General features: G+C 74.4%; 23 protein-coding genes. 9 read left to right on the plus strand and 14 right to left on the minus strand.

What is annotated here, in order from left to right:
• Positions 1-128: 128 nt before the first annotated feature.
• Together RTG05_RS22050 and RTG05_RS22055 are read left to right on the plus strand one after the other, a co-directional pair.
• Complete coding sequence (locus tag RTG05_RS22050; RefSeq protein ID WP_166526891.1) at positions 129-734, plus strand: class I SAM-dependent methyltransferase; 606 nt, start codon at positions 129-131, stop codon at positions 732-734.
• Between the two features lie 14 nt (positions 735-748).
• Positions 749-1,477, plus strand: a complete 729-nt coding sequence (locus tag RTG05_RS22055; protein ID WP_166526892.1) for a class I SAM-dependent methyltransferase — start codon at positions 749-751, stop codon at positions 1,475-1,477.
• A 14-nt stretch (positions 1,478-1,491) separates the two neighbouring features.
• Here the strand turns inward: RTG05_RS22055 and RTG05_RS22060 are convergent, their stop codons facing one another.
• Entirely contained in the window at positions 1,492-2,823 is a 1,332-nt protein-coding gene (locus RTG05_RS22060; protein ID WP_208104716.1) for a CoA transferase, read from the minus strand.
• 32 nt (positions 2,824-2,855) lie between these two features.
• Entirely contained in the window at positions 2,856-4,043 is a 1,188-nt protein-coding gene (locus tag RTG05_RS22065; RefSeq protein ID WP_166526893.1) for a PucR family transcriptional regulator, read from the minus strand.
• Between the two features lie 111 nt (positions 4,044-4,154).
• Here RTG05_RS22065 and RTG05_RS22070 point away from each other — a divergent pair, with 111 nt between their 5' ends.
• Positions 4,155-5,255 carry a ferredoxin reductase gene (locus RTG05_RS22070; protein WP_166526894.1) on the plus strand — a complete coding sequence of 367 codons (1,101 nt, stop codon included), beginning with the start codon at positions 4,155-4,157 and terminating at the stop codon, positions 5,253-5,255.
• A gap of 23 nt (positions 5,256-5,278) precedes the next feature.
• Positions 5,279-6,514 (plus strand): fatty acid desaturase family protein, encoded by a 1,236-nt coding sequence (locus RTG05_RS22075; RefSeq protein ID WP_166526895.1) that lies wholly within the window; start codon positions 5,279-5,281, stop codon positions 6,512-6,514.
• A 141-nt stretch (positions 6,515-6,655) separates the two neighbouring features.
• Here the strand turns inward: RTG05_RS22075 and RTG05_RS22080 are convergent, their stop codons facing one another.
• Positions 6,656-6,997, minus strand: a complete 342-nt coding sequence (locus tag RTG05_RS22080) for a rhodanese-like domain-containing protein (protein WP_166526896.1) — start codon at positions 6,995-6,997, stop codon at positions 6,656-6,658.
• A 43-nt stretch (positions 6,998-7,040) separates the two neighbouring features.
• Between RTG05_RS22080 and RTG05_RS22085 the strand changes: the two genes are divergently transcribed.
• On the plus strand, positions 7,041-7,655 hold the full coding sequence (locus RTG05_RS22085) for a TetR/AcrR family transcriptional regulator (protein ID WP_166526897.1): 615 nt from the start codon (positions 7,041-7,043) through the stop codon (positions 7,653-7,655).
• Between the two features lie 61 nt (positions 7,656-7,716).
• On the opposite strand, the gene RTG05_RS22090 is transcribed toward RTG05_RS22085, so the two are convergent.
• Positions 7,717-9,573 carry a hypothetical protein gene (locus tag RTG05_RS22090; protein WP_166526898.1) on the minus strand — a complete coding sequence of 619 codons (1,857 nt, stop codon included), beginning with the start codon at positions 9,571-9,573 and terminating at the stop codon, positions 7,717-7,719.
• A 142-nt stretch (positions 9,574-9,715) separates the two neighbouring features.
• The gene (locus tag RTG05_RS22095; protein WP_166526899.1) at positions 9,716-10,162 is read right to left on the minus strand and encodes a winged helix-turn-helix transcriptional regulator; all 447 of its coding nucleotides are present in this window, start codon (positions 10,160-10,162) and stop codon (positions 9,716-9,718) included.
• Positions 10,163-10,284: 122 nt separating this feature from the next.
• Between RTG05_RS22095 and RTG05_RS22100 the strand changes: the two genes are divergently transcribed.
• A complete protein-coding gene (locus tag RTG05_RS22100; RefSeq protein WP_166526900.1) occupies positions 10,285-11,220 on the plus strand; it encodes an NADP-dependent oxidoreductase in 936 nt (311 codons plus the stop codon).
• A 116-nt stretch (positions 11,221-11,336) separates the two neighbouring features.
• On the opposite strand, the gene RTG05_RS22105 is transcribed toward RTG05_RS22100, so the two are convergent.
• From RTG05_RS22105 to rpsF, 6 genes are all read right to left on the minus strand, one after another.
• Complete coding sequence (locus tag RTG05_RS22105; protein WP_166526901.1) at positions 11,337-11,885, minus strand: DUF1990 domain-containing protein; 549 nt, start codon at positions 11,883-11,885, stop codon at positions 11,337-11,339.
• 103 nt (positions 11,886-11,988) lie between these two features.
• Complete coding sequence (locus RTG05_RS22110; protein WP_166526902.1) at positions 11,989-15,549, minus strand: replicative DNA helicase; 3,561 nt, start codon at positions 15,547-15,549, stop codon at positions 11,989-11,991.
• Positions 15,550-16,151: 602 nt separating this feature from the next.
• Positions 16,152-16,607 carry a 50S ribosomal protein L9 gene (gene rplI / locus RTG05_RS22115; protein WP_166526903.1) on the minus strand — a complete coding sequence of 152 codons (456 nt, stop codon included), beginning with the start codon at positions 16,605-16,607 and terminating at the stop codon, positions 16,152-16,154.
• A gap of 2 nt (positions 16,608-16,609) precedes the next feature.
• A complete protein-coding gene (gene rpsR / locus RTG05_RS22120) occupies positions 16,610-16,846 on the minus strand; it encodes a 30S ribosomal protein S18 (RefSeq protein ID WP_166526904.1) in 237 nt (78 codons plus the stop codon).
• A 91-nt stretch (positions 16,847-16,937) separates the two neighbouring features.
• Entirely contained in the window at positions 16,938-17,423 is a 486-nt protein-coding gene (locus RTG05_RS22125) for a single-stranded DNA-binding protein (RefSeq protein ID WP_166526905.1), read from the minus strand.
• 2 nt (positions 17,424-17,425) lie between these two features.
• The gene (gene rpsF / locus RTG05_RS22130; protein WP_166526906.1) at positions 17,426-17,713 is read right to left on the minus strand and encodes a 30S ribosomal protein S6; all 288 of its coding nucleotides are present in this window, start codon (positions 17,711-17,713) and stop codon (positions 17,426-17,428) included.
• Between the two features lie 174 nt (positions 17,714-17,887).
• On the opposite strand from rpsF, the gene RTG05_RS22135 reads away from it, so the two are divergent.
• Complete coding sequence (locus RTG05_RS22135; protein ID WP_208104717.1) at positions 17,888-18,700, plus strand: deoxyribonuclease IV; 813 nt, start codon at positions 17,888-17,890, stop codon at positions 18,698-18,700.
• Positions 18,701-18,796: 96 nt separating this feature from the next.
• On the opposite strand, the gene RTG05_RS22140 is transcribed toward RTG05_RS22135, so the two are convergent.
• The 3 genes from RTG05_RS22140 to RTG05_RS22150 form a co-directional block, all read right to left on the minus strand.
• Positions 18,797-20,302: a glycosyltransferase family 87 protein gene (locus RTG05_RS22140; RefSeq protein ID WP_315912146.1), complete on the minus strand. Its 1,506-nt coding sequence runs from the start codon at positions 20,300-20,302 to the stop codon at positions 18,797-18,799.
• 22 nt (positions 20,303-20,324) lie between these two features.
• Positions 20,325-22,541 (minus strand): transglycosylase domain-containing protein, encoded by a 2,217-nt coding sequence (locus RTG05_RS22145; RefSeq protein WP_315912147.1) that lies wholly within the window; start codon positions 22,539-22,541, stop codon positions 20,325-20,327.
• 403 nt (positions 22,542-22,944) lie between these two features.
• Positions 22,945-23,358 carry a DUF5318 family protein gene (locus tag RTG05_RS22150; RefSeq protein WP_315912148.1) on the minus strand — a complete coding sequence of 138 codons (414 nt, stop codon included), beginning with the start codon at positions 23,356-23,358 and terminating at the stop codon, positions 22,945-22,947.
• A gap of 146 nt (positions 23,359-23,504) precedes the next feature.
• Between RTG05_RS22150 and RTG05_RS22155 the strand changes: the two genes are divergently transcribed.
• Entirely contained in the window at positions 23,505-24,125 is a 621-nt protein-coding gene (locus RTG05_RS22155) for a PadR family transcriptional regulator (protein ID WP_166526907.1), read from the plus strand.
• A gap of 101 nt (positions 24,126-24,226) precedes the next feature.
• Positions 24,227-25,306: an inositol-3-phosphate synthase gene (locus RTG05_RS22160; protein WP_166526908.1), complete on the plus strand. Its 1,080-nt coding sequence runs from the start codon at positions 24,227-24,229 to the stop codon at positions 25,304-25,306.
• Positions 25,307-25,448: the final 142 nt, after the last annotated feature.

Here is a 25,448-nt window from a genome sequence, read left to right on the forward strand (position 1 = left end):
CGGTGGCCGCGATGGCCAGGATCAGGGCCGAGATCGACCGGCCGGTCCGCGCGGCCTCGCGGTCCACGAGGCGGCGCTCGCGGACGCCGGTCCCTCGCGCTCGCAGCGTGCGGGTGAGGATGGGCGCCATGGTCGAGCAGAGCGCGTGGGTGCGGATCACCGAGCAGGACCCGGGCCACTCGGCCGCCTACGTGCAGCGGTTCCGCGACCTGGCCGCCCAGGGCTTCGACCTGGCCGGCGAGGCGCGCATGGTCGACGCGATGCTGCCCCGCGGCTCGCGGGTGCTGGACGCCGGCTGCGGCCCGGGGCGCACCGGCGGCTGGCTGGCCCGCGCCGGTCACGACGTCGTCGGGGTGGACGTGGACCCGGTGCTCGTCGCCGCCGCGGAGGAGGACCACCCGGGCCCGCGGTGGCTGGTCGGGGACCTGGCCGAGCTCGACCTGCCCGCCCGCGGCGTCGCGGGTCCCTTCGACGTCATCGTGTCCGCCGGCAACGTGATGGCCTTCGTGGCGCCGTCCACCCGGGCGGCGGTGCTCACGCGGCTGCGTGCCCACGTCGCCGACGGCGGGCGGGCGGTGATCGGCTTCGGGGCCGGCCGCGGCTACGCCTTCGACGACTTCCGGGACGACGCCCGCGCGGCCGGCTGGGCGGAGGACCTGCTGCTGTCCACCTGGGACCTGCGACCGTTCACCGCCGAGGCGGACTTCCTGGTCGCCGTCCTCCGCCCCGCCTGAGCCCCCGTCCCGCCGTGCCCGACGCCCACTTCGCCGACCCCAGACTCGCCCGCCTGTACGACGTCCTCGAGGGCGAGCGGTCGGACCTCGACTCCTACGTCGCCCTGGTCGGGGAACTGGGCGCACGCACCGTCCTGGACGTCGGGTGCGGGACCGGCAGCCTCGCGTGCCTGCTCGCCGACCGAGGCGTGCAGGTGGTCGGCGTCGACCCCGCGGCGGCCTCCCTGGACGTCGCACGTGCGAAACCGCAGGCCCGGCACGTGCGCTGGGTGACCGGGGACGTCCGGTCCCTGCCGCCCCTGCAGGTCGACCTGGCCACCATGACGGGAAACGTCGCCCAGGTCTTCCTCACCGACGAGGAGTGGGCGGCGACGCTGTCCGCGGCACGGGCAGCGCTCCGCCCGGGCGGGTACCTCGTCTTCGAGACCCGCCGCCCCGAGCGGCAGGCCTGGCGCACGTGGACCCGGGAACGGTCGGCGCGCCGGGTGGACGTCCCTGGGGTCGGGGTCGTCGAGGCGTGGGTGGAGGTCACCGACGTCCGGGGCGACCTCGTGTCGTTCCGGTCGAGCTTCGCCTTCCACGAGGACGGCGCGCTGCTCACCTCGCGGTCCACGCTCCGGTTCCGCGGTCGCGAGGAGATCGCCGACTCTCTCGCAGCCGCCGAGCTGGTGCTCGAGGAGGTCCGGGACGCCCCCGACCGCCCCGGCCTGGAGTGGGTCCACCTGGTGCGCCGGCCGGACTGACCCGGGTGCGGCCGCTACCCCCGGTCGCGCCAGGCCGGGCGCTCGGTGGCGGCGAGGAACCGGGCCGGCGCGGACCACCGCGGCGACCCCGGCGGGGCGAGCACCGTCACCTCGCCGTCCGTCGACGGGAGCGTCAGCAGGTACGGCGCCGGGTCGGCCGGCTCGCCGACCGGCTCGGCGCGGCGGGGGGCGGCGAGCAGCCAGGCCGCCGTCCGCGCGAGCGACAGCTCCCCGTGCCACCCGCCGCCCTCGACCCGTCGCCGGGCGAGCCCCGCCAACACCGCCGCCGCGGCGAGGTGGCCGGTGGCGTGGTCCAGCGCCTGGGCGGGCAGCACGCCGGGCGCCTCGGCCGTCCCGCACTCCAGGGCGATGCCGCAGGCGGCCTGCACCAGCGAGTCGAAGCCGCGGCGGTCCGCCCACGGCCCGGTCGTCCCCCACGCCGAGAGGCTGACCACCACCAGGTGCGGGTGCCGCTCGGCGAGGGACGCCGGGTCGAGCCCGAACCGGGCCAGCGCGCCGGGCCGGTAGCCCTGCACGACGACGTCGGCCGCGCCGAGCAGCTCCTCGACGGTCCGGCGGCCGGCCGCCGACGCCAGGTCGAGCACCGCGTGCCGCTTGCCCGGGCCGGTGTCGACGAGGGCGGCCGGGTCCTCGGGCAGCGCGGGTCCGTCCAGCCGCAGGACGTCGGCGCCGTGCGAGGCCAGCGTGCGGGTGGCCACCGGACCGGCGATCACCCGGGTCAGGTCGAGCACCCGCACCCCCTCGACCAGGACCGCGCGAGGCGGGCCGTCGGCCGTGCGGCGCAGCGCGACCAGCGGTGCGGACGCGGCGGCCCGTCCCTGCGGGCTGGCCGCCCACGCCACGGCCGGGCGGACGGCGGCCGCCGCGCCCCCGGCCGCGACCACGGCGTCGGCCAGCTCTCCGGCCGTCCGGTCCAGCGCCGCCGCCTCGACGTCCTGGCCCAGCACCCGGTGCACCGCGGCCCGGTGGTGGGGGTAGTTGGCGTGCAGACGGACCCAGCCGTCCGCGGTGCGGCAGAAGCGGGACAGCGGGTGCAGGCGCAGCCCGGCCGGCGTGCCGTCCACCGCGGCGTACCGCTCGCTGCGGAAGGCGAGCCCGACGTGGGCGGCGTCCACGTCCAGCGGGCCGCCGTCCTCGCGCAGCACCCGTGCGGCGGCGAGCTGGGCGGCGACGGAGCCGACCGCGAGGTCGGGTACCGGCAGCGGGGACGCCAGGCCGGTCGCGCCGGTGACCCGCAGCTGCGGCGGTGGTCCGTCGGTGCCGGTCAGCAGCGGCCACACCTGCGCCAGCAGGTCCACACCTCGTCCGCGCAGGTCCTCCGGCACGACGCCGAGCGTAGGGCCGGGACCGCCCGCGGTCAGGCCTCCGGGACGCCGAGGGCCAGGGTGAGCTCCAGCACCGACCGCGGGTCCTCCAGTCGGGTGCCGTAGAGCTCGCGCAGCTGGCCCATGCGGTAGCGGACGGTCTGCGGGTGCACGAACAGCTCGGCGGCGACCCGCTCCCGCCGCCCGTGGTGCAGCAGCCAGGCGCGCAGCGTCTCCACGAGCTTCTCCCGCGGGCCGGGGCCCAGCTCGTCCAGCGGACCCAGCACCTGGGCGCGCAGGTCGGCCAGCGCCTCGCCGTCGGCCCGCAGCACCAGGTCGGCCAGCCGCAGCTCGGTGTCCACCGGCAGGTCGCCGTCCGGGCGCAGGTCCAGCTGCACCGCCCGCAACGCCCGCGAGTAGGACGACCGGGCCTGCTGCCACGGCCGGGCCGGGCCGACGACGGCCTCCCGCCCGGTCAGCGCACGGACCAGCTGGCCGCGGGCGTACCCGTCGGCGTCCGGCACGAGCAGCACCGCGCGCTCGCCGCCGGACTCCGCACCCGGCGCGTCCTCACCGGCCTGCAGGGTGCGCACGTCGAGCACGCCGAGCGCGCCCCGCACCCGGGCCTCGGGCACCAGCACGGCGGTCAGGGTCCGCGGCGGCGTCCAGTCCGCACGCTCGGCGGCGGTGCCGAGGTCGTAGGGGGGCGCACCGGTGAGCAGCAGCTCGGCCAGCCGCTCCAGGTGCCGGCGGCGCTGCCGGCCGCTGGTGTCCAGCTGGTCGGCGTGCCCGGAGGCGCTGGCCGCCGACAGCTGGTCGATGTAGGCGAACACCAGCTCGGCGAAGCGGGCCAGCGAGCCGGCGGGCATGCCGGCCGCGACGGCCGTCTCGCTCATGTGCCGCCACGCGACGCGCGCGCCCACCCGGTAGGCGGCGAGCAGCGCGTCCATGGTCCGTCCGGACCGGGCCTCCCCGCGACCGAGCGCGTACGCGCCCTCGAGGGCCGGGCCGATGGGCCGGCTCGGGGCGGTGCCGCCGCTGGTCGCCGCCAGCTCCAGGAAGGCGGCCAGCGCCAGCTGGACGGCGTTCTCGATCTTGCGGCCCATGACACCGCTGAAGGCCTCGGTGTAGCTGGGGACCTCGACCACGATCGCGGCGACGGTGCGCTCGGCGACCGCCGGCAACTGGCCCTGCATCGCGGCGGCGACCTCCGGCGGGAAGGTGTCCTGCTGCGGCGCCATCGGCACGCCTCCCGTCGGCACGGCCCCGTTGTTCGGACCGAACAGTATCCGGCCGCAGGTTCACGCCCAGGGCACAGGTGATTGCACGTTCGGCTGGGAACCATCAGGGGCATGACCGCGACCGTCCCGCGCCCTTCGCCGGCCCGGTCGGCCCTGGGCGGCCTGCGCGACCGCGTGCTGCGCCTGGCCGAGCTGGCCACCACGCCGCTGCTGCCCGCCGACTACCTGGACATGGTCAGCCCGCTGCGTGCCGGCGCCGACCTGCGCGGCCGCGTCGTCGAGGTGCGGCGGGAGACCCGGGACGCCGCCACCCTGGTGATCCGCCCGGGTGCGGACTGGCAGCGGCACGTCCCCGGCCAGTGGGTGCGCATCGGCATCGACGTCGACGGCATCCGCATGTGGCGCGCCTACTCGCTGACCTCGCACCTGGACCGGCGTGACGGCTGCATCAGCATCACCGTCAAGGCCATCCCGGGGGGCAAGGTCAGCAACCACCTGGTGCACCGGACGCAGCCGGGCACGCTGGTGCACCTGGACCAGGCCACCGGGGAGTTCGTGCTCCCGGCGCAGGCACCGGAGAAGGTCCTGTTCGTCACCGCCGGCTCGGGCATCACCCCGGTCATCGGCATCCTGCGCAACCACTCCGAGCTCCGCGACGTCGTCGTCGTGCACTCCGCGCCCACCGCGGACGACGTCGTGTTCGGCGCGGACCTGCGCGAGCTGGCCGCCGCCGGCCGGATCCGGCTGGTCGAGCAGCACACCGACACCGCCGGGCTGCTGGACGCCGCCGCGATCGCCGCGCTGGTGCCCGACCTGGCCGAGCGCGCCACCTGGGCCTGCGGGCCGGTGGCCATGCTCGAGGCCCTGGAGGAGCACTGGAGCGCCGCCGGCATCGCCGACCGGCTGTTCACCGAGCGCTTCCGCGCCACGGTCCTGGTCCCCGGCGAGGGCGGCACGGTCACCTTCACCCGGAACGGCGCGGCCGTCGAGGCCGACGGCGCCACCCCGATCCTCGACGCCGCCGAGTCCGCCGGCGTCCTCATGCCCAGCGGCTGCCGGATGGGCATCTGCTTCGGCTGCGTCCTGCCGCTGCGCGAGGGCGCCGTCCGCGACCTGCGCACCGGCGAGGTCACCACCGCCGCCCCCGGCGACGGCGTCCTCGTCCAGACCTGCATCAGCGCCGCCGCCGGCGCCTGCGACATCGACCACTGACCCCGAGCCGGAGGAGTACCCGCATGACCGTGCTGCAGAAGAAGACCGACAACCCGATCGAGCACCTCACCGCCGAGGACATCGAGCTCATCGGCAAGGAGCTCGACGACATCCGGCAGAGCGTCATCGACACACGTGGCGAGAGCGATGCCCGCTACATCCGCAAGGTCATCGACGTGCACCGCAAGCTCGAGCTGGGCAGCCGCGCGGTGCTGCTCGCCTCCGGCTTCCCGCCGGCGTGGGTCCTCGGCACGGTCGGCCTCACGGTGGCCAAGATCCTCGAGAACATGGAGATCGGGCACAACATCCTGCACGGCCAGTGGGACTGGATGCGCGACCCGAAGATCCACTCCACGACGTGGGAGTGGGACATCGTCAGCCCGGCCGACCAGTGGAAGCACTCGCACAACGAGCTGCACCACACGTACACCAACGTGATCGGCAAGGACAACGACCTCGGCTACGGCATCATGCGCGTCGACGAGGACCAGCCGTGGCAGCCGTTCCACCTCGGCCAGCCGCTGTGGAGCTTCATCAACGCCTGCTTCTTCGAGTACGGCATCGCTGCCTACGACCTGGAGCTCGGCGCGGTCATCGCCAAGAAGCAGACCGGGGACCCGGAGTTCCGCGCCCGCCTCAAGGCGGTGATGGGCAAGATCGGCGCCCAGGTGCGCAAGGACTACGTCATCCACCCGCTGCTGTCCGGCCCCAACTTCCTGGCCACGCTCGCCGCCAACTTCACCGCGAACCTGGCGCGCAACCTGTGGACGAACTCCGTCATCCTCTGCGGGCATTTCCCCGAGGGCGTCGAGACGTTCGAGAAGAAGTCGATCGAGGGCGAGACGCGTGGCGAGTGGTACCTGCGCCAGATGCTCGGCTCGGCCAACATCTCCGGGTCGAAGGCCATGCACGTCATGACCGGGAACCTGTCCCACCAGATCGAGCACCACCTGTTCCCGGACCTGCCGAGCAACCGGTACGCCGAGATCGCCCCGAAGATCCGCGACCTGTTCGACCGCTACGGGCTGAACTACCACACCGCGCCGCTGCCCCAACAGGTCGGCTCCGCCTGGCACAAGATCATCCGACTGTCGCTGCCGAACGGCTGGCTGGAGCTGACCAACCGGCGCAACCTGCCCCAGCAGCTCGCCGTCCTCTACAAGATGACCACGGGCAGCCCCAAGGTGCGCCGCACGCTGCAGCGCAAGCTGACCGCCGGTGTCCGCCTGACCCGGGCCGCGGCCGCCGCCCAGGCCTGAGGGAGGACCTCCCTGCCCTCCACCGCTCGCGAGCTCGCGGCGGGACCCTGCAGGGAGGCCGCGCACCACGACAGGGGCCCGGGACCGACACGGTTCCGGGCCCCTGCGCAGTCTTCTGATCCACGTGGAACAGCGCTGCGGTCAGGCGTGCACCGCCCGGCCCGTCTCCACCGGCAGGCCCGCCTCGACCCAGTCGGCGATGCCCTCGGCGTACTTGCGGACGTCGGTGTAGCCCAGCTGCTCCAGGCGCTGCGCGACCCGCGTGGAGTTGGCGCACGCGGGGTTGGAGCAGTACGTGACGATCGGCGTGCTGCGGTCCGGGACCAGGCGGGGAGCCTCGGCCTCGACCTCGTCCTCCACCAGGGGCAGCGCACCGGGCAGGTGCTGCTGCTCGTAGTAGGAGCCGCCGAGGGCGTCGAGGACGACGACCGACCCTGCGGCCATCTCCTCCTGCAGCTGCTGTCGGGTGATGGTGGCGACCACGGGTGCACCTCCTGTGTCGGTGTAACGGACTAAAGTCCGCTTCATGCCGGCCCAAGTTAGCGGACCGCGGTCCGCTTCGTCAAGGGAGCTGCTGCCCGAGCCCCCGCGGGAGCGGGCGGACGCGGCGCGCAACCGCCGGCGGGTGCTGGACGCGGCCGAGCGGCTGTTCCGCGAGCACGGGGTGGACGCGGTGTCCATGGACGCCATCGCCCGCGCGGCCGGCGTCGGCAAGGGCACGGTGTTCCGACGGTTCGGTGACCGGTCGGGCCTGGCCGCGGCGCTGCTGGACGAGCGGGAGCGGGCGCTGCAGGAGCTGATGCTCAGCGGCCCCCCACCGCTGGGCCCGGGGGCTCCGGCGGCCGAGCGCGCCGAGGCCTTCGTGCGCGCCTACCTGGCCCACCTGCGCCGGGCGTTGCCGGTGGTGCGGCTGTCGGAGACGGCCTCGCCCGGGGCCCGCTACCGCATCGGCAGCTACCGGCTGTGGCGGGCCCACCTGGCCGCGCTGGCCGGGGGCGCGCCGGACGCCCGCTACCGGGCCGAGGCCGTGCTGGCGCTGCTGGCCGCCGACCTGGTGACCGCCCAGCTCGCCGAGGGCGCCACCTGGGCGGACCTGGAGGAGGCGGCGGTGGCCGCGACCGGCCGGCTGCTGGCCTGCTGAGCCCGGCAGTGGCCGGCCGGGCCCGGGGACGCGCGGGTCCCGGGCCCGGCCGGCGCCGCCGTCAGGGCCGCGTCGCGGGGGAGGGGTAGTTCAGCGGCAGCAGCAGCGCCGGGTCGCTGATCGGCACCTCCCACACCGGCAGCGGGCCGTCCGGGTCCACGACCTCCCCGTCGCCGAGGAACTCGGCCACCTGCTGCTGGGCCTGCTGCGTCCCGGGGGAGAACCGGGGGTCGAGCAGGAAGCCGTGCGGGTTGAGGCCCGCCTGCGGCGTGCGGTCGTTGCGGTAGAGGCTCGTGCGCGACCACAGGTCCCCGGCGTCGACGACCGTGTAGGACGTCGGGTTGGGCACCGTCTGGTCCCCGAACGCCACCTGGAACACCACCCGCTCCGGCTCGATGAGCGGGGCGAAGGTCTCCGGGCTGCCGGCGCGGGACAGCCAGGTGGCCCGCGACAGGTACTCCTGGATCTCCACCGCGCCCGGCACGGTGACCGTCACCGGGCCCTCCCCGCGCAGCGGCATCTGCTCCTGGAACCGGTTGCGGGTCGGGTCGTCGCTGTTGAGCAGCCCGGCGGCCGCCAGGGCGGCCTCCGTCCCCGGCCGGAAGGCCGGCGACAGCCGAGCGATCTCGCTGATGGGGCCGCCGGGCACGTTGAGCACCGAGCGGGCGACGGTGGGGTCGGCGCCGGTGAGCATGGTGCCGTAGATGCCGCCGAAGCTCTGCCCGAAGTAGGTGACGTCCTCGCCGGACAGGTCGGCCGACCCGTCGGCGTCGACGTCGGTGCCGCCGACCGCACGCACCAGCGTCATGACGTCCGCGGCGGTCTGCCGCAGCGCGTCGCGGGACGTGGCCGGGGCGGCGTCGCCGGTCGCCGAGGAGCCCTCGGTGGTGCCGATGGTGCCGTCGCCGTTCTGCTCGACCCCGCGGCCGTAGGTGGGCAGTTCCGCGCTGCCAGCGGTGCTGGTGACCAGCCACCGGCTGTCCGGGCCCGTGCCGTGCCCGACGACGTTGGTGGCGACGGTGGCGATCCCGCTGAGGGCGTTGGTGGCCGCCGCGAGCAGGACGTCGGCGGTGGAGCGGGTGAAGCCGTGCCCGTAGACGGCGACCGGCCAGCCACCGTCCGGCGCCGGGCCGGGCGGGAGGACGGCGAGGAACGGCAGCTGCTCGGCGCCGACGGGCTTCGGGCCGGCGTCCCCGGTGGGGGTCTGCTCGATCGTGACGTCCTCGCCCAACCAGGACGGTGCCGCGAAGGAGCCGAAGGCCAGCCGGCTGGTCGGTGGCAGCTGGACCAGCGGCTGCGGAGCCGGTGCCGGGTCGGTCACGCCCTCGTCCCGGGCCCAGCTGAGGACCGTGCCGCCCACCGGGAACACGCCCTCGACCCGCAGGCCGCCGTCGACGATCCCGGCGACCGTGGCGGCCTCGCCGCTGTCGATCTGCCGGCGCAGGTCGAGCAGGCCGTCGGTGGCACTCATCGTCGTGAACGTCTCCTGGGCGCCCCTGCCCTTGCGGCCGGCGTCCACGGAGATCCGGTAGGTCGTGCCCGGCGCCAGCTGCTCGGCGGGGTGCGCGTAGAGGGTCTTCGTGGCCGGGTCCCAGACGACCCGGTCGACACCGGTGTGCCACCCGCCGTCGACCGCCTCGACCCGGACGCGCTGCGCGGCCGCGGCCGGGTCCACCGCCCGGTCGAAGCGGATGGCGATCCGCGGGTCGAGGTCGAAGCCGTCGAGCTCGTTGAGCTCGCGCACCAGGCCGCAGCGCACCGGCTGCCCGCAGTCGCCGGTGGGCAGCGCGACCCGGCGCCCGGTCAGCTGGGCCGGGTCGCGGACGGTCAGGTCGTTCGACGGGAACACCGAGACCGGCTGGGCGTTCGGTGACCCGGCTGCTGCCGGGGTCGCGGTGATGGTGAGGGTGGCCGTCATGGCCAGGACGCCGAGGACCGACGAGGTCGCCCGAGGCCAGCATCGTCGCTGCACAGGGATCTCCAAGCTGTGGGGACTCCCTTCCTAGCTCACCGTGATTGGGGTCACCACCGCGGGTGGCTGCCGGCGGACGGCGCCGGTGTCACCGCGCCGGCACGGACCCCGGTCGCGGCACGTCCGGCGCCGCGCCGTCCGGGGCGCTGTCGTAGCGCTCGCGGGCCGCGGCCATGGCGTCGACGTGCTGCTCCGACCAGGTCTTCAGGGCCTGCAGCACCGGCAGCAGGCTGCCGCCGAGGTCGGTGAGCCGGTAGTCGACGCGCACCGGCACCTCGGCGGTCACCGTGCGCTGCACCAGCCCCTCCCGCTCGAGGCTGCGCAGGGTCTGAGTGAGCATCTTCTGGCTCACCCCGGCGATCTCGCGGCGCAGCTCGCTGTAGCGCTTCGGCCGCTCACCGAGGGCCGAGACGACCAGGCCGACCCACTTGTCGCTGAGCACCGACAGCACGTGGCGGGCCGGGCAGGACGCGAGGAACGCGTCGTAGGCCTCCTTCGCCTCGGCGCGGTGCTGGGCGGCGGTGCGGGTGGTCATGGTCTCCTCCGCGGTACCAACGCACTTTCAGGTGCCTGCTCTCCGACAGGAAGCAGTATGCCCGCCGGGCTGCTCCCCCGGGCGACGGCGGGAGGGGCCTGCCGCCGACCGGGGAGGTGGCCATGCGTGCCGTGGTGGTGGAGGAGTACGGCGACCCGGAGGTGCTCCGGGTGGGAGAGGTGCCCGAGCCGACGCCGTCGGCGGGCCAGGTGCGGGTCCGGGTCCGGGCCGCGGCGGTGAACCCGGTGGACCTGGCGACCCGGTCCGGGGCGCTGGCCTCGTGGGTGCCGGCCGGTGCGTCCCGGCCGCTGGTGCTCGGGTGGGACGTCGCCGGGACGCTGGACGCCGTCGGTGCCGGCGTCACCGGCTGGTCGGTCGGTGACGAGGTGGTGGGCATGTCGGACTGGTTCGACGCGGGCGTCGGCACGCAGGCCGAGGCCGTCGTCCTGGGGGCGGACGTCCTGGCCGCCGCGCCGCGGGGTGTGGCGCCGGAGGTGGCCGCGACCCTGCCGCTCAACGCGCAGACCGCGGACCAGGCGCTGGACCTGCTGGACCTGCCGGCCGGAGCCACCGTGCTGGTGACCGGTGCCGCCGGTGGCGTGGGCGGCTTCGCCGTGTCGCTGGCGGCCGCGCGTGGCCTGGAGGTGGTCGCCGTGGCCGGAGCGGCCGACGCGGATCTGGTGACGGCGCGGGGCGCCGCGGTGCACCTGCCCTGGAGCGAGGACCTCACCGGTGCGCTGCGGCGGCTGCGGCCGGCCGGCGTGGACGGCGTGCTGGACGCGGCGGTGGTGGGCCCGTCGCTGGTGGGGGCGGTGCGCGACGCGGGGGCGTTCGTGTCGGTGCTCGACCCGGCCACGCCGGCCGGCGAGCGTGGGGTGCGCACGGCCAAGGTCAGCGTGCGCGGTGACGGCGAGCGGCTGGCGCGGCTGGCGCGGGCGCTGGAGGAGGGGCGGCTGCACACGTCGGTCGCCGAGGTGCTCCCCTTCGGCGGAGCCGCGGCCGCGCACGCCCGGCTGGCCGAGGGCGGGGTCCGCGGCCGCCTGGTGCTGACCCCGTGACCGGACGCCCTCGGTGACCCGGCGCCGGTGCCGGCCTGCTCGGGGCCGGCGCCGGCGCGGACCGGCCGGAGACGGGTCCGGTCGCGGCCGGCCACGACGAGCGGTGACGCGGGCGGTCAGTCCCCCACGGCGGGCCGTCCGGGGCCGCCGCCATCGCCGAGGAGGGCACGCGCGTAGCGCCTGCGGTACCAGCGCTGGGCGACGAGGGCGGCCGGGAAGACCAGGCGCCAGAGGCCCCGACCAGGGCGGGTCAGTGACCGGAGGGTGAGCCAGACGCTGCCGTCGGCGTCCCGGTGGACGACGAAGGCCTCCTCGCCGGTGACCGGGTGGCCGGGCAGGGTGCCGTAGGCGAACCCGCACCGGTCAGGGCGTTCGACCACCGCGACGACCCGCACCGGCTCGCGTACCCGGAGGGGGCCGATGCGGGCCACCAGCGTGAAGTCCTGTCCCTCTCCGACCCGGAGGTCGGTGCCGGAGACGGGCCGGACGTCGAAGCCACTCCGCGTCTTCACGCCCCAGTGCACGACCGCCACCGTGGCCAGCCGCCAGCACTCGTCCCCGCGCCCGATGCGGACTGAGCGCTCCAGTGCGCGGAACCCCGCCGGCCTGCGCGACCACGTCTCCTCCGCGGCGCAGGTCGCCCCCACGGCGGAGTAGCTGGTCACGGTCCCATCGTGGCAGGCCGACCGGGGTCGGTGCGCCCGCCGGCAGGTCGTGACACCCCTCGTCGAGGGCGAACCGGACCCCGTCGGACCCACAGCCGAGGGGTCAGTTGGCCATGTCGACGAAGCGGCTGTAGTGGCCCTGGAAGGCGACCGTGACGTTCGCCGTGGGGCCGTTGCGGTGCTTCACCAGCATGATGTCGGCCTCGCCGGCCCGCGGTGACTCCTTCTCGTACATGTCCTCGCGGTGGATCATCATGACCATGTCGGCGTCCTGCTCGATACTGTTCGAGACGACGATTCCGTCGGCCACGAAATTGTGAGTCCCGAGCACGGTGGCGTCGTAGACCTCCTCCTCGGCTCCCTTTTCCACGGAGACGATTCGATCCCAGTAGACGTCATTCACTGCATGAATCTCCAACTGCGCGTCGCCGAGGACGGCCGCGATACGGCCGAGGCGTTCCCGACTGAGGGCATGCCTCCCCCACCGTGAGTCGTCAAGGGAAGACCCCATGGCCGCAGCGAAGGCCCGGTGGCTCACACCCCGTTCCTCCAGCACCGTGCGAACGCGGTTCCACACTTCAGGTGGCACGGTGTCGGCCTTGGATCCTGCCGTGAGGTCCCGGACGATCGCGAGCAACTGCTCCGCGGCCACCCCCCGGGCACCGTGGACGCCGATCTCGCCGAGGAACCGGCGCTGGTCGTCGCAGCCACTGACGTCCAGGGTCCAGCCGTCCCGGTAGCCGCTCTTGCGCGTCCGGCGAATGCGGCAGGAGATGCCGAAGCGCAGCAGCAGCCGTGAGACACCGTCGACGAGCCGGCGGCTGGTCGACGCGTAGTACACGCGCCCGCCGCGACCGTTCTTGGTGACCGTGACGGAACCGTCGGTGGCCCACAGGTGGCGCAGGAAGAGCGCGATCTGGCTCTTGGGGAGCGAGAACACCGGCTCGGGCACGAACTTCTCGTGACTCCGCAGGCCAAACAGCCCGAGCTCGTCGAACCAGGCCGCGATCGGGTTGCGTCGGCCATGGGTGAGCCGGAAGGGCGCCGGCAGGCGCAGCGTGGTGCACCGGGCAGCGGCGTACTCGTCGCGCACCGCGATGACACCGAAGTGCAGCGCCGCGGTCGTCACCGCGCGCAGGTTCGCCTCGTCGACGGAGGCGTAGCGCAGCGGCTGTCGTCTGACGACGCTGCCATCGCCGATCATGTGGGCGAGCAGGACGACCTTCTCGTCCTCCCAGACGGTCATCCGGTCCGGCGCGGGCACGTGCCGCGGCACGGCGATGCGGTCACCTGCGGTGAGCTCACCGAGTGGCCGCCACCCGTCGTAGGTCAGGAACGGGTGGTTGGCCGTGGCCCGCACGGTCTTGCCCGAGGACGTGGTGAGCTGGAGCACCGGCTTGCGCCCGGTGGAGAAAGCGTGGGTGAGGTGCCGGCGCACGTACCGCAGCCCGTCGTCCAGCGCCCACACCGGGACGTCCCTGGCGCCGGTCTCGACCAACTCTCCGATGGTCACCTCAGCGCCCGTGTCGGCGCGCAGGACGCGCGTGTCGGCGGTCAGGCAACCGGACTCGCGGAGGTCGGAAAGCATCGGCTTCTTGTCCTGGCGCTGCTCGGACCCGCGGTTCAACTGGCTCATCGCGATGACCGGGACGTCCAGTTCCTTGGCCAGCAGCTTGAGCGCGCGGGAGAACTCCGAGACCTCCTGCTGGCGGCTCTCGACGCGCTTGCCCGACGTCATGAGCTGCAGGTAGTCGATCACCACCAGCTTGAGGTCGTTGCGCTGCTTGAGCCGCCGCGCCTTGGCCCGGATCTCCATCATCGTCATGTTCGGCGAGTCGTCGATGTAGAGCGGGGCGTCGGCGATCTCCCCCATCCGGCGGGCCAGCCGCGACCAGTCCTCGTCCGACAGCGTGCCGGCCCGCATGTGGTGCAGCGGCACCTTCGCCTCCGCCGACAGCAGCCGCATGGTGATCTCGTGCTTGCTCATCTCCAGCGAGAAGATGCAGGTGGCCAGCTGGTGCTTGACCGTCGCCGACCGGGCGATGTCCAGCCCGAGCGTGGAGTTGTGCGTCGGGATGAAGCTGCGCCCGGCGAGGAAGAGCGAATCCGCCGCGTCGACCTGGATGCAGCGCACCGGCACGCTGTCGATCCGCCGGACGTCAGTGACGAAGCGGACCTCGCGGTGGGGCGAGCCGCCGGTGCGGTGTCCCTTGTGCGCGAGCTGCTTGCGCTGCAGCCAGAAGACCTCGTCGTCGGTGCTGAAGGCCACCTCCCCGTCGCCGCTCACCTGTACGTGGTGGCCGAGGCTCGTGACCAGCTCGCACACGTCGTCGCACAGGCCGGGCTGCGGGACGACGAGCTGCACCGTCCCGGAGTCCGACACGGTCCCGCCGGCGTCCAGGAGACCGGCCAGCAGGGCTCGCCGCTGCGCGATCGAGGCCCGCAGGTGGCCGGCCGGGATCCGCCCGGCGTGCGCGACGGCAGCCAGCGCGGACCCGTCCGTCGACGCTCCGACCTCGCCGTGCGCGTACATGGCGATCTCGGGGTCCAGCTCGGCCCACTCGGCCGCGGACGGCGCGCCGAGCTGCACGCCGACCGCGTACGGCGGCGGATCCAGTGGTGTCTCGGGCAGGACCAGCGGCGCGGCCACCGTGACGGCGTGGGCAGGCCCACCGGCGTCGTTCAGCGTCCGTGCGATCTCCTCGGTGGTGCGGACCCCGGGGACGCCCGATCGGCCGCCGCCCCGGGTCTCGGTCAGCCACTGGTGCGCGGCGTCGGCGACGAGCACCGACCCGTCGGAGAAGTGCACCTCGTAGCAGGGGCGGCCGGTCATCACCCCGGTGGCGGCCACGACCGTCGTCGGCCGGCCGTCCGCGCCCATCACCCGGTCACCGACAGCGACCTCACCCATCGTCGTCCACCCCGTGGGGGTCGCGATCGGGGTGTCCAGCGCCAGGGCCTTGCCCACGCCGGGACGGGCCGCGATGACGACCATCTGGCCGCCCTGCAGGCCGTTGGTGAGCTCGTCGAGGTCGCGGATGCCGGTGGGCACGCCGCGGGCGGTACCGCCGCGGGAGGCGATGGCGTCCAGCTCGTCCATCGTCGGCTGCAGCACGTCCTCGAGGCGCGAGTAGTCCTCGCTCATGCGCTTCTCGGTGACGTCGTAGATCTCCTGCTGGGCGCGGTCGACGATGTCGTCGACGTCGCCCTTGCCACCGGCCGCGCCGTAGCCCAGCTGCACCACGCGGGTGCCGGCCTCCACCAGCCGCCGCAGCACCGCCTGCTCGGCGACGATGGCGGCGTAGTAGCCGGCGTTGGCCGCGGTCGGCGTGGACTGGATCAGGGTGTGCAGGTAGACCGCGCCGCCCATCTTGGACAGCTGGTCGGTGCGGTTGAGCTCGGCGGCCACGGTGATCGCGTCGGCCGGCTCGCCCCGCCCGTAGAGGTCGAGGACGCAGTCGAAGATCACCTGGTGCGCCGGCCGGTAGAAGTCCGTGCCGGACAGCACCTCGACCACGTCGGCGATCGCGTCCTTGCTCAGCAGCATGCCGCCGAGCACCGACTGCTCCGCCGCGACGTCCTGCGGCGGCTGCCGGTCGTACGCCGGCGCCGTCGGGGTCGGTCGGCTGAAGTCGTCGGCCACCGCCACGGGGAGGTCCTCCATCCACTCACGGCGCACCCGCGCACCGGCCCGGGCGGGACCGCCGGGGCCTGGTGGGGGAGCACCAGCACGCTGTACACCTGACTCGAACGCCTGTTCGGGTCGTTCCTACCGGGAGGGACCGACAGTTCGGCACGTCAGGAGCTGGGGACGACGGTAGGAAGCACGAGGGGGCCCCGTCCAACACCGGTGTGCACGGGCTTCTGCACAACTTGTGGACAAGTCGGTGGACACAGACGTGTCGACGTGTGGAGACAGCGGGGGACACCGCCGCGCCGTCCCCCGGATCCCGCGTCTGACCTGCACGGGGGCCACCCACCGGGTGTGGACGGGAGAAATCCGCCAGAAAAGCCGGTGGCGTACGTCTCGTGTCGCGGAGGTTGCGCAGGTGCCCCAGCGGTCCCACGTCCACAGGGGGTGGGCACGGCGGCGCCACGGGCGACTGAGGGGGCCGAGCGTGTGCGCCGAAGCCCCGGTGCCGCCGCTCGACCGAGGCCCCAGCGCACACGCTCCGGTCCGGAGACGCGGCGAGGGGCGCCGGACCAGGGTCCGGCGCCCCTCGCAGGCAGGCAGCGCGTGCTCCCGTCCCGGGGACGGGCCAGGCCTCAGCCGGGGACGACCTCGATGGCCAGCTGGGTGGTCACCTCGGAGTGGACCCGCACGGTGACCGTGTGCTGGCCGGTGGTCTTGATGCTGCTGGGCAGCTCCACCCGGCGCCGGTCGAGCTCGGGGCCGCCGGCGGCGGTCACGGCGTTGACGACGTCGGCGGTGGTGATGCGGCCGAACAGCCGGCCGCCCTCACCGGCACGCGCCGGCACCCGCACGGTCAGGCCGGACAGGCGCCCGGCCACGGCCTGCGCCTCCTCGAGCGAGCGCACCTCGCGGGTGGCCCGCGCCCGGCGCAGCGACTCGACCTGCTTCTCGGCACCGCGGGTGGCCTTGATGGCCAGGCCGCGGGGCAGGAGGTAGTTGCGGGCGTACCCGCCCTTGACCTCCACGGTGTCACCGGAGGACCCGAGACCGGTGACCTCCTGCGTCAGGATGAGCTTCTGGGTGGTCATGGTCAGCGCGCCGTGGAGGTGTAGGGCAGCAGGGCCATCTCGCGGCTGTTCTTCACGGCCACGGCGACGTCCCGCTGGTGCTGGCTGCAGTTGCCGCTCACGCGGCGGGCACGGATCTTGCCGCGGTCGGAGATGAACTTCCGCAGCAGGGTCGTGTCCTTGTAGTCGACGTAGGTCGCCTTGTCCTTGCAGAACTGGCAGACCTTCTTCTTGGGCTTCCGGACGGGGGGCTTGGGCACTGGGTTCTCCAGGAAGTGACGGTATGGAACCGGCCCCGCTGCAGGGCCCCGCGCCGAGCGTCAGCGAGGTGCGGGGGGCAGAGGGGTCCTCTTAGAAGGGGGGCTCGTCGGACGACGGGGCCGGGGTGGACCACGGGTCGCTGGACCCGCCGCCCCCACCGAAGCCGCCACCGCCACCGCCGCCGAAGCCGCCACCGCCGCCGCCCTCACCGCGCGAGGCCTTGGTGACCTTGGCGGTGGCGTAGCGGAGCGAGGGGCCGATCTCGTCGACCTCGAGCTCGACGACGGTGCGCTTCTCGCCTTCCTTGGTCTCGAACGACCGCTGCTTGAGCCGGCCGGAGACGAGGACGCGCGACCCGCGGGTGAGCGACTCGGCGACGTTCTCCGCCGCCTGCCGCCACACGTTGCAGCGCAGGAAGAGCGCCTCGCCGTCCTTCCACTCCTGCGACTGGCGGTCGAAGGTCCGCGGCGTGGAGGCCACGGTGAAGTTGGCGACCGCGGCACCGGAGGGCGTGAAGCGCAGCTCCGGGTCCGACGTGAGGTTGCCGATGACGGTGATGACGGTCTCGCCGGCCATGGTCAGTGGGCCTCGGGCCGCATCAGCTTGGTGCGCAGGACCGACTCGTTGAGGTTCAGCTGCCGGTCGAGCTCGGCCACCGCGGCGGGCGTGGCCTGGATGTCGACGATGGCGTAGATGCCCTCGGCCTGCTTGTCGATCTCGTAGGCCAGCCGGCGGCGGCCCCAGATCTCGGTCTTGACGGTGCCACCGGAGTTGGTGACGACGGTCAGGAACCGGTCGAGGGAGGGCGCGATCGTGCGCTCCTCCAGGTCGGGGTCGAGGATGACCATCAGTTCGTAGCGACGCACGGAGAACCCCACCTCCTCTGGTCTCAGGCGGCTGCAGTCGATCTGCAGCAGGAGGGTCGTACACGCGTCGCGCGCCCCACCCGGTGACGACACCGAGGGAACGCGCTTGGGCCAGCCTACCAGCGCCCGCAGCCCCGTCCCGCCCGGTCACCGGGGCCTCCTAGGCTCGGTCGGGTGGCAGCTCACCCGATCGGCGTGCACGTCGGCCCCGGCCTCACCCAGGACGGCGGGATGGACGGCGGCGGCCCGCTGACCCGGGCCGCGGAGATGGACGCCGACGGCGTGCAGTTCTTCCTCGGCGACCCGCAGGGGTGGAAGGCACCGAAGCTGTCACCCGAGGAGCAGGCGCTCCTGGCCGGCGACACGGCGCTGTTCGTGCACGCCCCCTACGTCCTGAACGTGGCCTCGACGAACAACCGGATCCGCATCCCCAGCCGCAAGACCCTCACCCAGCACGCGCAGCTGGCCGCGGCCGTCGGCGCCCGCGGCATGGTGGTGCACGGCGGTCACGTCCTGGGCACCGACGACCCGGCCGCCGGCGTCGACAACTGGCGCAAGACCTTCGCCCGGCAGGCCGAGGACGGCGGCTTCCCCCTCCCGCTGCTCATCGAAAACACCGCCGGTGGGGGCAACGCCATGGCCCGCGACCTCGACGCCCTCGCCCGGCTGTGGGAGGCGGTCGGCGGGTTCGGCGCCGGGTTCGTGCTCGACACCTGCCACGCCTGGGCCGCCGGCTGGGACCTCGCCACGGCGGTGGACGACGTCCGGGCCACCACCGGGCGCATCGACCTGGTGCACCTGAACAACAGCCGCGACCCGCGGGGTTCCAGCCGCGACCGGCACGCCCCGCTGGCCGACGGCGAGATCCCGGTCGAGCTGCTGCTCGAGGTGGCCCGCGCCGCGGACGCCCCGGTCGTCCTGGAGACCCCCGGCGACGCGGCGGACCACGCCGGGGAGGTCGCCCTGCTCAGGAGCGCCCTGTCCTGAGCGGTTCCACGTGGAACGGGGAGGGCACCTGGCCGCGGTGGACCGGTCGCGGGGGCCCGCAGGGTCCCCCGACCGGGACACGGGCAGCGGCTCCGCTCAGGTCGGGGACGGCACCTGGCCGCGGTGCGATCCGGAGGATCGCAGTGTCACCGCGTCCGGAGCCCCGTCCAGCACCCCGCCGGCCGGGTCGTCGACGCCGGGCCAGCTGGTGCGCACGACGTCCTCGTCCGGCCGCCGCACCTCCCGGGCCACCAGCGCCATCAGTGCCACCAGGACCGCGTCGCGCAGCAGGACGGCGGTGAAGAACCACTCCACCTCGACACCGCGGTTCTGCGTGCCGAGGTAGTACAGCATCGTCATGACCCACACCAGGGCCTCGCTGGACTGCCAGACCAGCAGCGAGCGCCAGCGCGGCCGGGCCAGCACCGCCAGCGGCAGCAACCACAGCGCGTACTGCGGGCTGTAGACCTTGTTGAGCAGCAGGAAGCCGGCGACCAGCAGGAACGCGACCTGCGCCACCCGGGGCCGCACCGGGGCGGAGAGCACCAGCCAGGCGACCCAGGCGGCCAGCGCGACCAGCAGCACGGCCACGACCGCGTTGAGCACCGACGGCGTCTGCCCCTCGGCCAGCGGCCCGTCCAGCACCCGCTCGCCGGTCGCGGTGAGCAGGACGTTCCAGATCGACTCCGGGTTGGCCGGCCGCTGCCGGCTGAAGGCGAAGAACCAGCCCCAGTTCTCCGGTGCGGCCAGGGCCACCGGCACGTTGACCACCAGCCACGCCCCCGCCGCCGCAGCCGCCGCCCGCAGCCAGGTCCCGAGCGCCCCGGCCCGCAGGCACAGCAGGAACAGCGCGCCCAGGACCAGCAGCGGGTACAGCTTCGCGGCCACGCCCAGCCCCAGGAGCGCGCCGGCGAGCACCGGCCGCTCGCGGGCCCACGCCCACAGCGCCAGCGCGGTCAGCGCGACGGCCACCAGGTCCCAGTTGTTGAACGCGTAGACGAGCAGGACGGGGGACAGCGCCACCATCGCGGTGTCCCACGGCCGGCGCCCGGTGAGCGGCAGGACGGCGCGGGTGACGACCAGCGCGCACACCGCCATCAGCAGCGCGGTGACGACCGTGTAGCTCTGCACCGGCGGGACGGCGGGCAGGCCCACCGCGGCCGCCAGCGCGTCGTACCCGCCCGACAGCCACGCGGCCAGCGCCATCACCGCGCCGGTGAGCACCGGGTACTCCACCCGGGCGTCGAGGTAGGGCAGCGCGCCGTCCCCCTGCCCGTAGACGCCGAACAGCGGCACCGGGTCGGAGTAGCAGAGGTGGGTGTACTGCACGGAGCCGGTCCAGTCCCCGTCGGAGCACGGCACCTGCTTGAGCCAGGCCACCCCCAGCACGGCGGTGGTGAACAGCAGGCACACCCGCAGCGGGGTCCAGAACGACGCCCGTCCGACGACGGCGTGCCGTCCCCACGGGCCGCCCACCGCCTCGCTGGCCTGGGCCACGACGGGGTCGGTCCAGCTGGGGACGACGCGGTCGGGCCGGTGCGGGGACGCCGGGCCGACCGTCCCGCCCACCGGTGCGGGCGGGACGGTGCGGTCGGTGCTCACGCGCAGAGTGTCCCCGGTCGGCTCAGCCGCCCGGTGTCTGCTGCGCGTCCTCCCGGCCCTGCGCGTCCTCCCGACCCGGGGTGTCCGGCCGGCCGGCGCCGGCGCTGGTCCCGGGGGCGACCGGCGGGGACACCGGCGTCGGGGCGGTCGGGGGCGTCGCGGTGGGCGTGGGGACGGCCGTCGCGCTGGGCGTGGGGGTGGGCGTCGGGGTGGCGTCGTCCTGGCCCGTGACCGGTGCCGGCTGCGTCGGCCGGGTGGTCACCGGGGCGGGCGCGGGCTCGGGTGCCGGTGCGGGCACGCCCTGGCCGGTGTCCCCGCGGATGAGCGCCCGGTCGGGCAGGTCCTCCTCCGGCGTGCCCTCGAGCACGGTGTCCATGAACGTCTGCCAGATGGCGCCGGGCAGGCCCGAGCCGTAGACGGGGCGGCCCCGGGCGTCCTCGACCGGGTTGGCCGGCGAGTCGTTGCCCATCCACACCGCCGTGGCGATCGAGGGGGTGAAGCCCACCATCCAGGCGTCGGAGTTGTCCGCGCCCTGGCCCTGGGTGCCGGTCTTGCTGGCCACCTCCCGGCCGCCGTCCAGCGCGCGGCGGGAGTACGCGGCGACGTCGGTCATCGCGTACGTGGTGTCGTTGACCACGTCGGCGGCGAACACCTGGTCGCCGGCGTCACCGGCGTAGTCCAGCAGCACCGCGCCCTGGCTGTCGGTCACCCGCGAGACGAAGAACGGCTCGTGCTCGACGCCGCCGTTGGCCAGCGTGGCGAACCCGTGCGCCTGGTCGATCGGGCGCATCTCGTACTGGCCGATCCCGATCGAGCCGCCGGCCGCGCCGGTCTCGGTGTCGGCGAGCGTGTTCTCGCCGGCGAGGTCGCCGAAGGCCGGCTCGTCGGGCCAGGTCTCGGGCAGGCCGGTCGCCGCCAGGATGTTCTGCCGCACCCGCTCGGGGCCGACCTCGTAGGCCAGCCCGTAGTAGGTGGTGTTCAGCGAGCGGGTCATCGCCTCCCGCAGCGTGCAGGCGCCGCAGGAGGCGCCGCCGGAGTTGCTCACCGGCAGGCCCGGACGGTCCGGGAAGGTCTTCGGCGAGGAGCCGTCGCGCCGGGCGTTGACGCCGATGCCGTCCTCCAGCGCGGTGGCCAGCACGTAGGGCTTGACCGAGGAGCCGGGCTGGCGCAGCGCCTGGGCGTAGTCGACGGCGCCGTCGCCGGAACCGGTCGGCCCGCCGTAGTAGGCGCGCACCGCGCCGGTCCGCGGGTCGATCGCCACGAGCGCCTCGCGCAGGGGCTCCGGCTGGCCGTCCATGACCTCGGCGACCGCGGCCTCGGCGGCGTCCTGGTAGCGCTTGTCGACCGTGGTGGTGATCCGCAGGCCACCGGCCCGCAGCTGCTGCTCGTCGTAGCCCTTGGCCTCCAGCTCGGCGATGGCGCGCTGCACGACCAGGCCCTCGGACTCCGCGGGGATGCCCAGGTTGGTGCCGGTGCGCGGCAGGACCGGCGGGTAGGCCGAGGCGGCCCGCTCCTCCGCGGTCAGCCAGCCCTGCTCGACCATCCCGTCGAGCACCAGGCCCCAGCGGTCCTGCGCCCCCTCCGGGTTGTTCTCGGGGTCGTACACAGTCGGGTTGCGGACCAGCACGGCGAGCACGGCGCCCTGCTGGGCGGTGAGCTGGCTGGCCGGGACGCCGAAGTAGGTGTTCGCGGCCGCCTCGATGCCGTAGGCGCCGCGGCCGAAGTAGATGGCGTTGAGGTAGCTCTCCAGGATCTCGTCCTTGGAGGCCGTGTTGTCCAGCTTGACGGCCAGGAAGAGCTCCTTGAACTTCCCCTGGTAGGTGGCGTCGTTGTCCAGGAACGACAGGCCGACGTACTGCTGGGTGATCGTCGAGCCGCCCTGCGTCGAGCCGCCGGTGAGGTTGTTCCACGCGGCCCGCACGATGCCGGTCGCCGAGATGCCCGGGTCGGTGTAGAAGCTGCGGTTCTCCGCGGCCAGGACGGCGTTGCGGGCGGCCTGGGAGACCTCGCCGATCGGCACGTTGGTGCGGTTCTCCGCACCCAGCCGGGCCATCTCGGTGGTGCCGTCGGAGTAGTGGACGACGGTGGTCTGCGCGTTCTGCACCGAGTTCGGGTCGGGCACCTCGGTGGTCGCGTAGACGACGCCGACGAACACGCCGAGCAGCACGAACGCGCCGGCCACCAGCCCGAGGAGGAGCCGCAGCCGGCGCCGGCGGCGCTGGGTGCGCGCCCGCGCCACCCCGCCACCGGAGCGGGCGCCCCGCGCGGGGGGACGGCCGCGCGACGCCGTCGTCCGCCCCCCGCGGCCGGCCGGTGGCCGGCCCCTGCCCACCGGGGGTCGCCCGCCCCCGCCCGAGGCGCCGGCGGTGCGACCGGACGGCGGACGGCGGACCGAGCCGCTGCGCGGCCCGACCGGTGAGGTCTCGTCGTGGGGAGGCACGCGGGGCCCCTCTCTGGTCCAGGTCTCGGTGGGCGCGCAGCCGGCAGTCGTCCGGCGCCCAGGGTGGCGTCTTCAGCTGTACGGGCGGGGGAGGCCCGCTGCCCGGGGGACACCCTGCCGTCCCAACGACCACGCGGGGCACTCCGTGTCCCCGTGTGACGCACGACGCCGGCTCGTGCGGCACCGCGGCCCCCGGTGGCGGCTACTCGGTGGCCGCCCGCCGCCGTGACCGGCGCGGCTGGCGCTCCGGGTCCGGTTCGGCGCCCAGCAGGTAGGAGCAGTCCAGGTGGTTCCAGCCGCAGCCCCGGCAGACCTGGACGGCGTAGACGGAGAACTCCTCCTGCGCCCCGTCCATCCGGGCCAGCTCCACCGGCGTCTTCGCCTGGCCGGCCGTGGGGCCCAGCCGGTCCCCGTAGACGTAGCTGACCAGCGTGAGCCGTTCCCGGCGGCACACCGGGCAGGTGAGGTCGGTCGGCTGACCGTGGTACCGGGCCGCCCGGGTGAGGTAGGGACTGGCGTCGCACACCTCGGAGAGCCCGGTGCGGCCGGCGTACACGTCGGCGAGGACGGCGCGCCGCTGCAGCGCGTAGTCCACGACGGATCGACGTCCGGGCACGGCGCCAATGTACGCACCACGGGTGACGGCGGAAGGCCTCCCGCGACGCCCGCACGTTCCCCGGCGGCCACTCCGGGTGCCTCCCGTACACCGGACGTTGTATCGTCTCGATACATCGGTCCGCAGCGTGGTGAGGGGAGGGCGGCGTGCTCGAGTTCGCCATCCTGGGCCTGCTGCACCAGTCGCCCATGCACGGCTACGAGCTGCGCAAGCAACTGGCCCAGGTGCTCGGCGGGCTGCGCAGCATCTCCTACGGGTCGCTGTACCCCGCCCTGAAGCGGCTGCACGCCGCCGGGTACGTCAGCACCGACGAGCCCGACCCCCGCGCCCCGCTGCCGGCCGACGCGCCCCCGCTCACCGGCCGGCGCGGCAAGGTGGTCTACACGATCACCGCCGAGGGCAAGGAGCGCTTCCACGAGCTGGTCGGCCAGACCGGCCCGGAGACCTACGACGACGGCGGGCTGTTCGGCGTCCGGCTGGCCTTCTTCCGGCACACCGCCGCCGACGTGCGGCTGCGCGTCCTCGAGGGCCGCCGGCGCGCCGTGGAGCGCCAGCGCGAGGGGCTGCGCGCCTCCCTCGCCCGCACCCGCGAGCGGCTGGACCGCTACACCCTGGAGCTGCAGCGCCACGGCCTGGACTCCGTCGACCGCGAGGTCCGGTGGCTCGCCGAGCTCATCGACCGGGAGCTGACCGACGGCCAGCGACCCCGGGACGACGGCGCCGAGCCCGGGGGCCCGCCCGCGGCAGGGACACCGCCGCGGTCCTGAGCCGCCCCCACGACCCGGCGGGCCGACACCGCCCGCCACCCCCACAGCAGGACCGTCCCGGTCCGTGCCCACCGACCGCACCCGGTCAGAAGGAGATCTCCATGGGATCCGTCAAGGTCGCCGTCGTCGGCGTCGGCAACTGCGCCGCGTCGCTGGTGCAGGGAGTCCACTACTACCGCGACGCCGACGAGACCGCGTCGGTCCCCGGCCTCATGCACGTCCGGTTCGGCGAGTACCACGTGTCCGACGTGCAGTTCGTCGCGGCGTTCGACGTCGACGCCAAGAAGGTCGGCCGCGACCTGTCCGAGGCGATCGTGGCCAGCGAGAACAACACCATCAGCATCTGCGACGTCCCCCCGCTAGGCGTCACCGTGCAGCGCGGCACGACCCTCGACGGGCTGGGCCGGTACTACCGCGAGATGGTCGAGGAGTCCGACGAGGAGCCGGTGGACGTCGTCGCAGCACTCCGCGAGGCGCAGGCCGACGTCCTGGTCTGCTACCTGCCGGTGGGCTCGCAGCAGGCCGCGGAGTTCTACGCCCAGTGCGCCATCGACGCCGGCGTGGCCTTCGTCAACGCCCTCCCGGTGTTCATCGCCGGCACCCCGGAGTGGGCGGAGAGGTTCACCGCCGCGGGCGTGCCCATCGTCGGGGACGACATCAAGTCCCAGGTGGGCGCCACCATCACCCACCGGGTGCTGGCCAAGCTGTTCGAGGACCGCGGCGTGCAGCTGGACCGCACCATGCAGCTCAACGTCGGCGGCAACATGGACTTCAAGAACATGCTCGAGCGCGAGCGGCTGGAGTCCAAGAAGATCTCCAAGACCCAGTCGGTGACCTCGCAGGTCGACCGGGACATGGGCGCGGGCAACGTGCACATCGGCCCGTCGGACCACGTGCCGTGGCTGACCGACCGCAAGTGGGCCTACGTGCGCCTGGAGGGCCGCGCGTTCGGCGACGTGCCGCTGAACCTGGAGTACAAGCTGGAGGTCTGGGACTCCCCGAACTCCGCCGGCATCATCATCGACGCCGTCCGCGCCGCGAAGATCGCCAAGGACCGGGGGATCGGCGGACCGATCCTGTCGGCGTCGGCGTACTTCATGAAGAGCCCGCCGGTGCAGTACGACGACAGCACGGCCCGCGACGCCGTGGAGGCCTTCATCCGGGGCGACGCCGAGCGCTGAAAGAGGACCTCGCTGCCCCCCACGCCTCGCGAGCTCGGCGCGGGCCCCTGCAGCGAGGCCGTTCCAGCACCGCACCGGGGCCCGTCCCTCGCCGAGGGGCGGGCCCGCTGCGTGTGGGTGGCGGTCCGGGCCGGGACCGCTG

It is taken from the genome of Geodermatophilus sp. DSM 44513 (assembly GCF_032460525.1).
Taxonomy (GTDB): Bacteria; Actinomycetota; Actinomycetes; order Mycobacteriales; family Geodermatophilaceae; genus Geodermatophilus.

Bases quoted from the DNA above. Each gene is read 5' to 3' on its own strand.
- RTG05_RS22075 (WP_166526895.1), top strand. From the start codon at position 5,279: ATGACCGTGCTGCAGAAGAAGACCGACAACCCGATCGAGCACCTCACC.
- rplI (WP_166526903.1), bottom strand. From the start codon at position 16,607: ATGACCACCCAGAAGCTCATCCTGACGCAGGAGGTCACCGGTCTCGGG.
- RTG05_RS22050 (WP_166526891.1), top strand. From the start codon at position 129: ATGGTCGAGCAGAGCGCGTGGGTGCGGATCACCGAGCAGGACCCGGGC.
- RTG05_RS22110 (WP_166526902.1), bottom strand. From the start codon at position 15,549: ATGGAGGACCTCCCCGTGGCGGTGGCCGACGACTTCAGCCGACCGACC.
- RTG05_RS22090 (WP_166526898.1), bottom strand. From the start codon at position 9,573: ATGACGGCCACCCTCACCATCACCGCGACCCCGGCAGCAGCCGGGTCA.
- RTG05_RS22100 (WP_166526900.1), top strand. From the start codon at position 10,285: ATGCGTGCCGTGGTGGTGGAGGAGTACGGCGACCCGGAGGTGCTCCGG.
- RTG05_RS22125 (WP_166526905.1), bottom strand. From the start codon at position 17,423: ATGGCCGGCGAGACCGTCATCACCGTCATCGGCAACCTCACGTCGGAC.
- RTG05_RS22085 (WP_166526897.1), top strand. From the start codon at position 7,041: ATGCCGGCCCAAGTTAGCGGACCGCGGTCCGCTTCGTCAAGGGAGCTG.
- RTG05_RS22070 (WP_166526894.1), top strand. From the start codon at position 4,155: ATGACCGCGACCGTCCCGCGCCCTTCGCCGGCCCGGTCGGCCCTGGGC.
- RTG05_RS22095 (WP_166526899.1), bottom strand. From the start codon at position 10,162: ATGACCACCCGCACCGCCGCCCAGCACCGCGCCGAGGCGAAGGAGGCC.
- RTG05_RS22160 (WP_166526908.1), top strand. From the start codon at position 24,227: ATGGGATCCGTCAAGGTCGCCGTCGTCGGCGTCGGCAACTGCGCCGCG.
- RTG05_RS22065 (WP_166526893.1), bottom strand. From the start codon at position 4,043: ATGGCGCCGCAGCAGGACACCTTCCCGCCGGAGGTCGCCGCCGCGATG.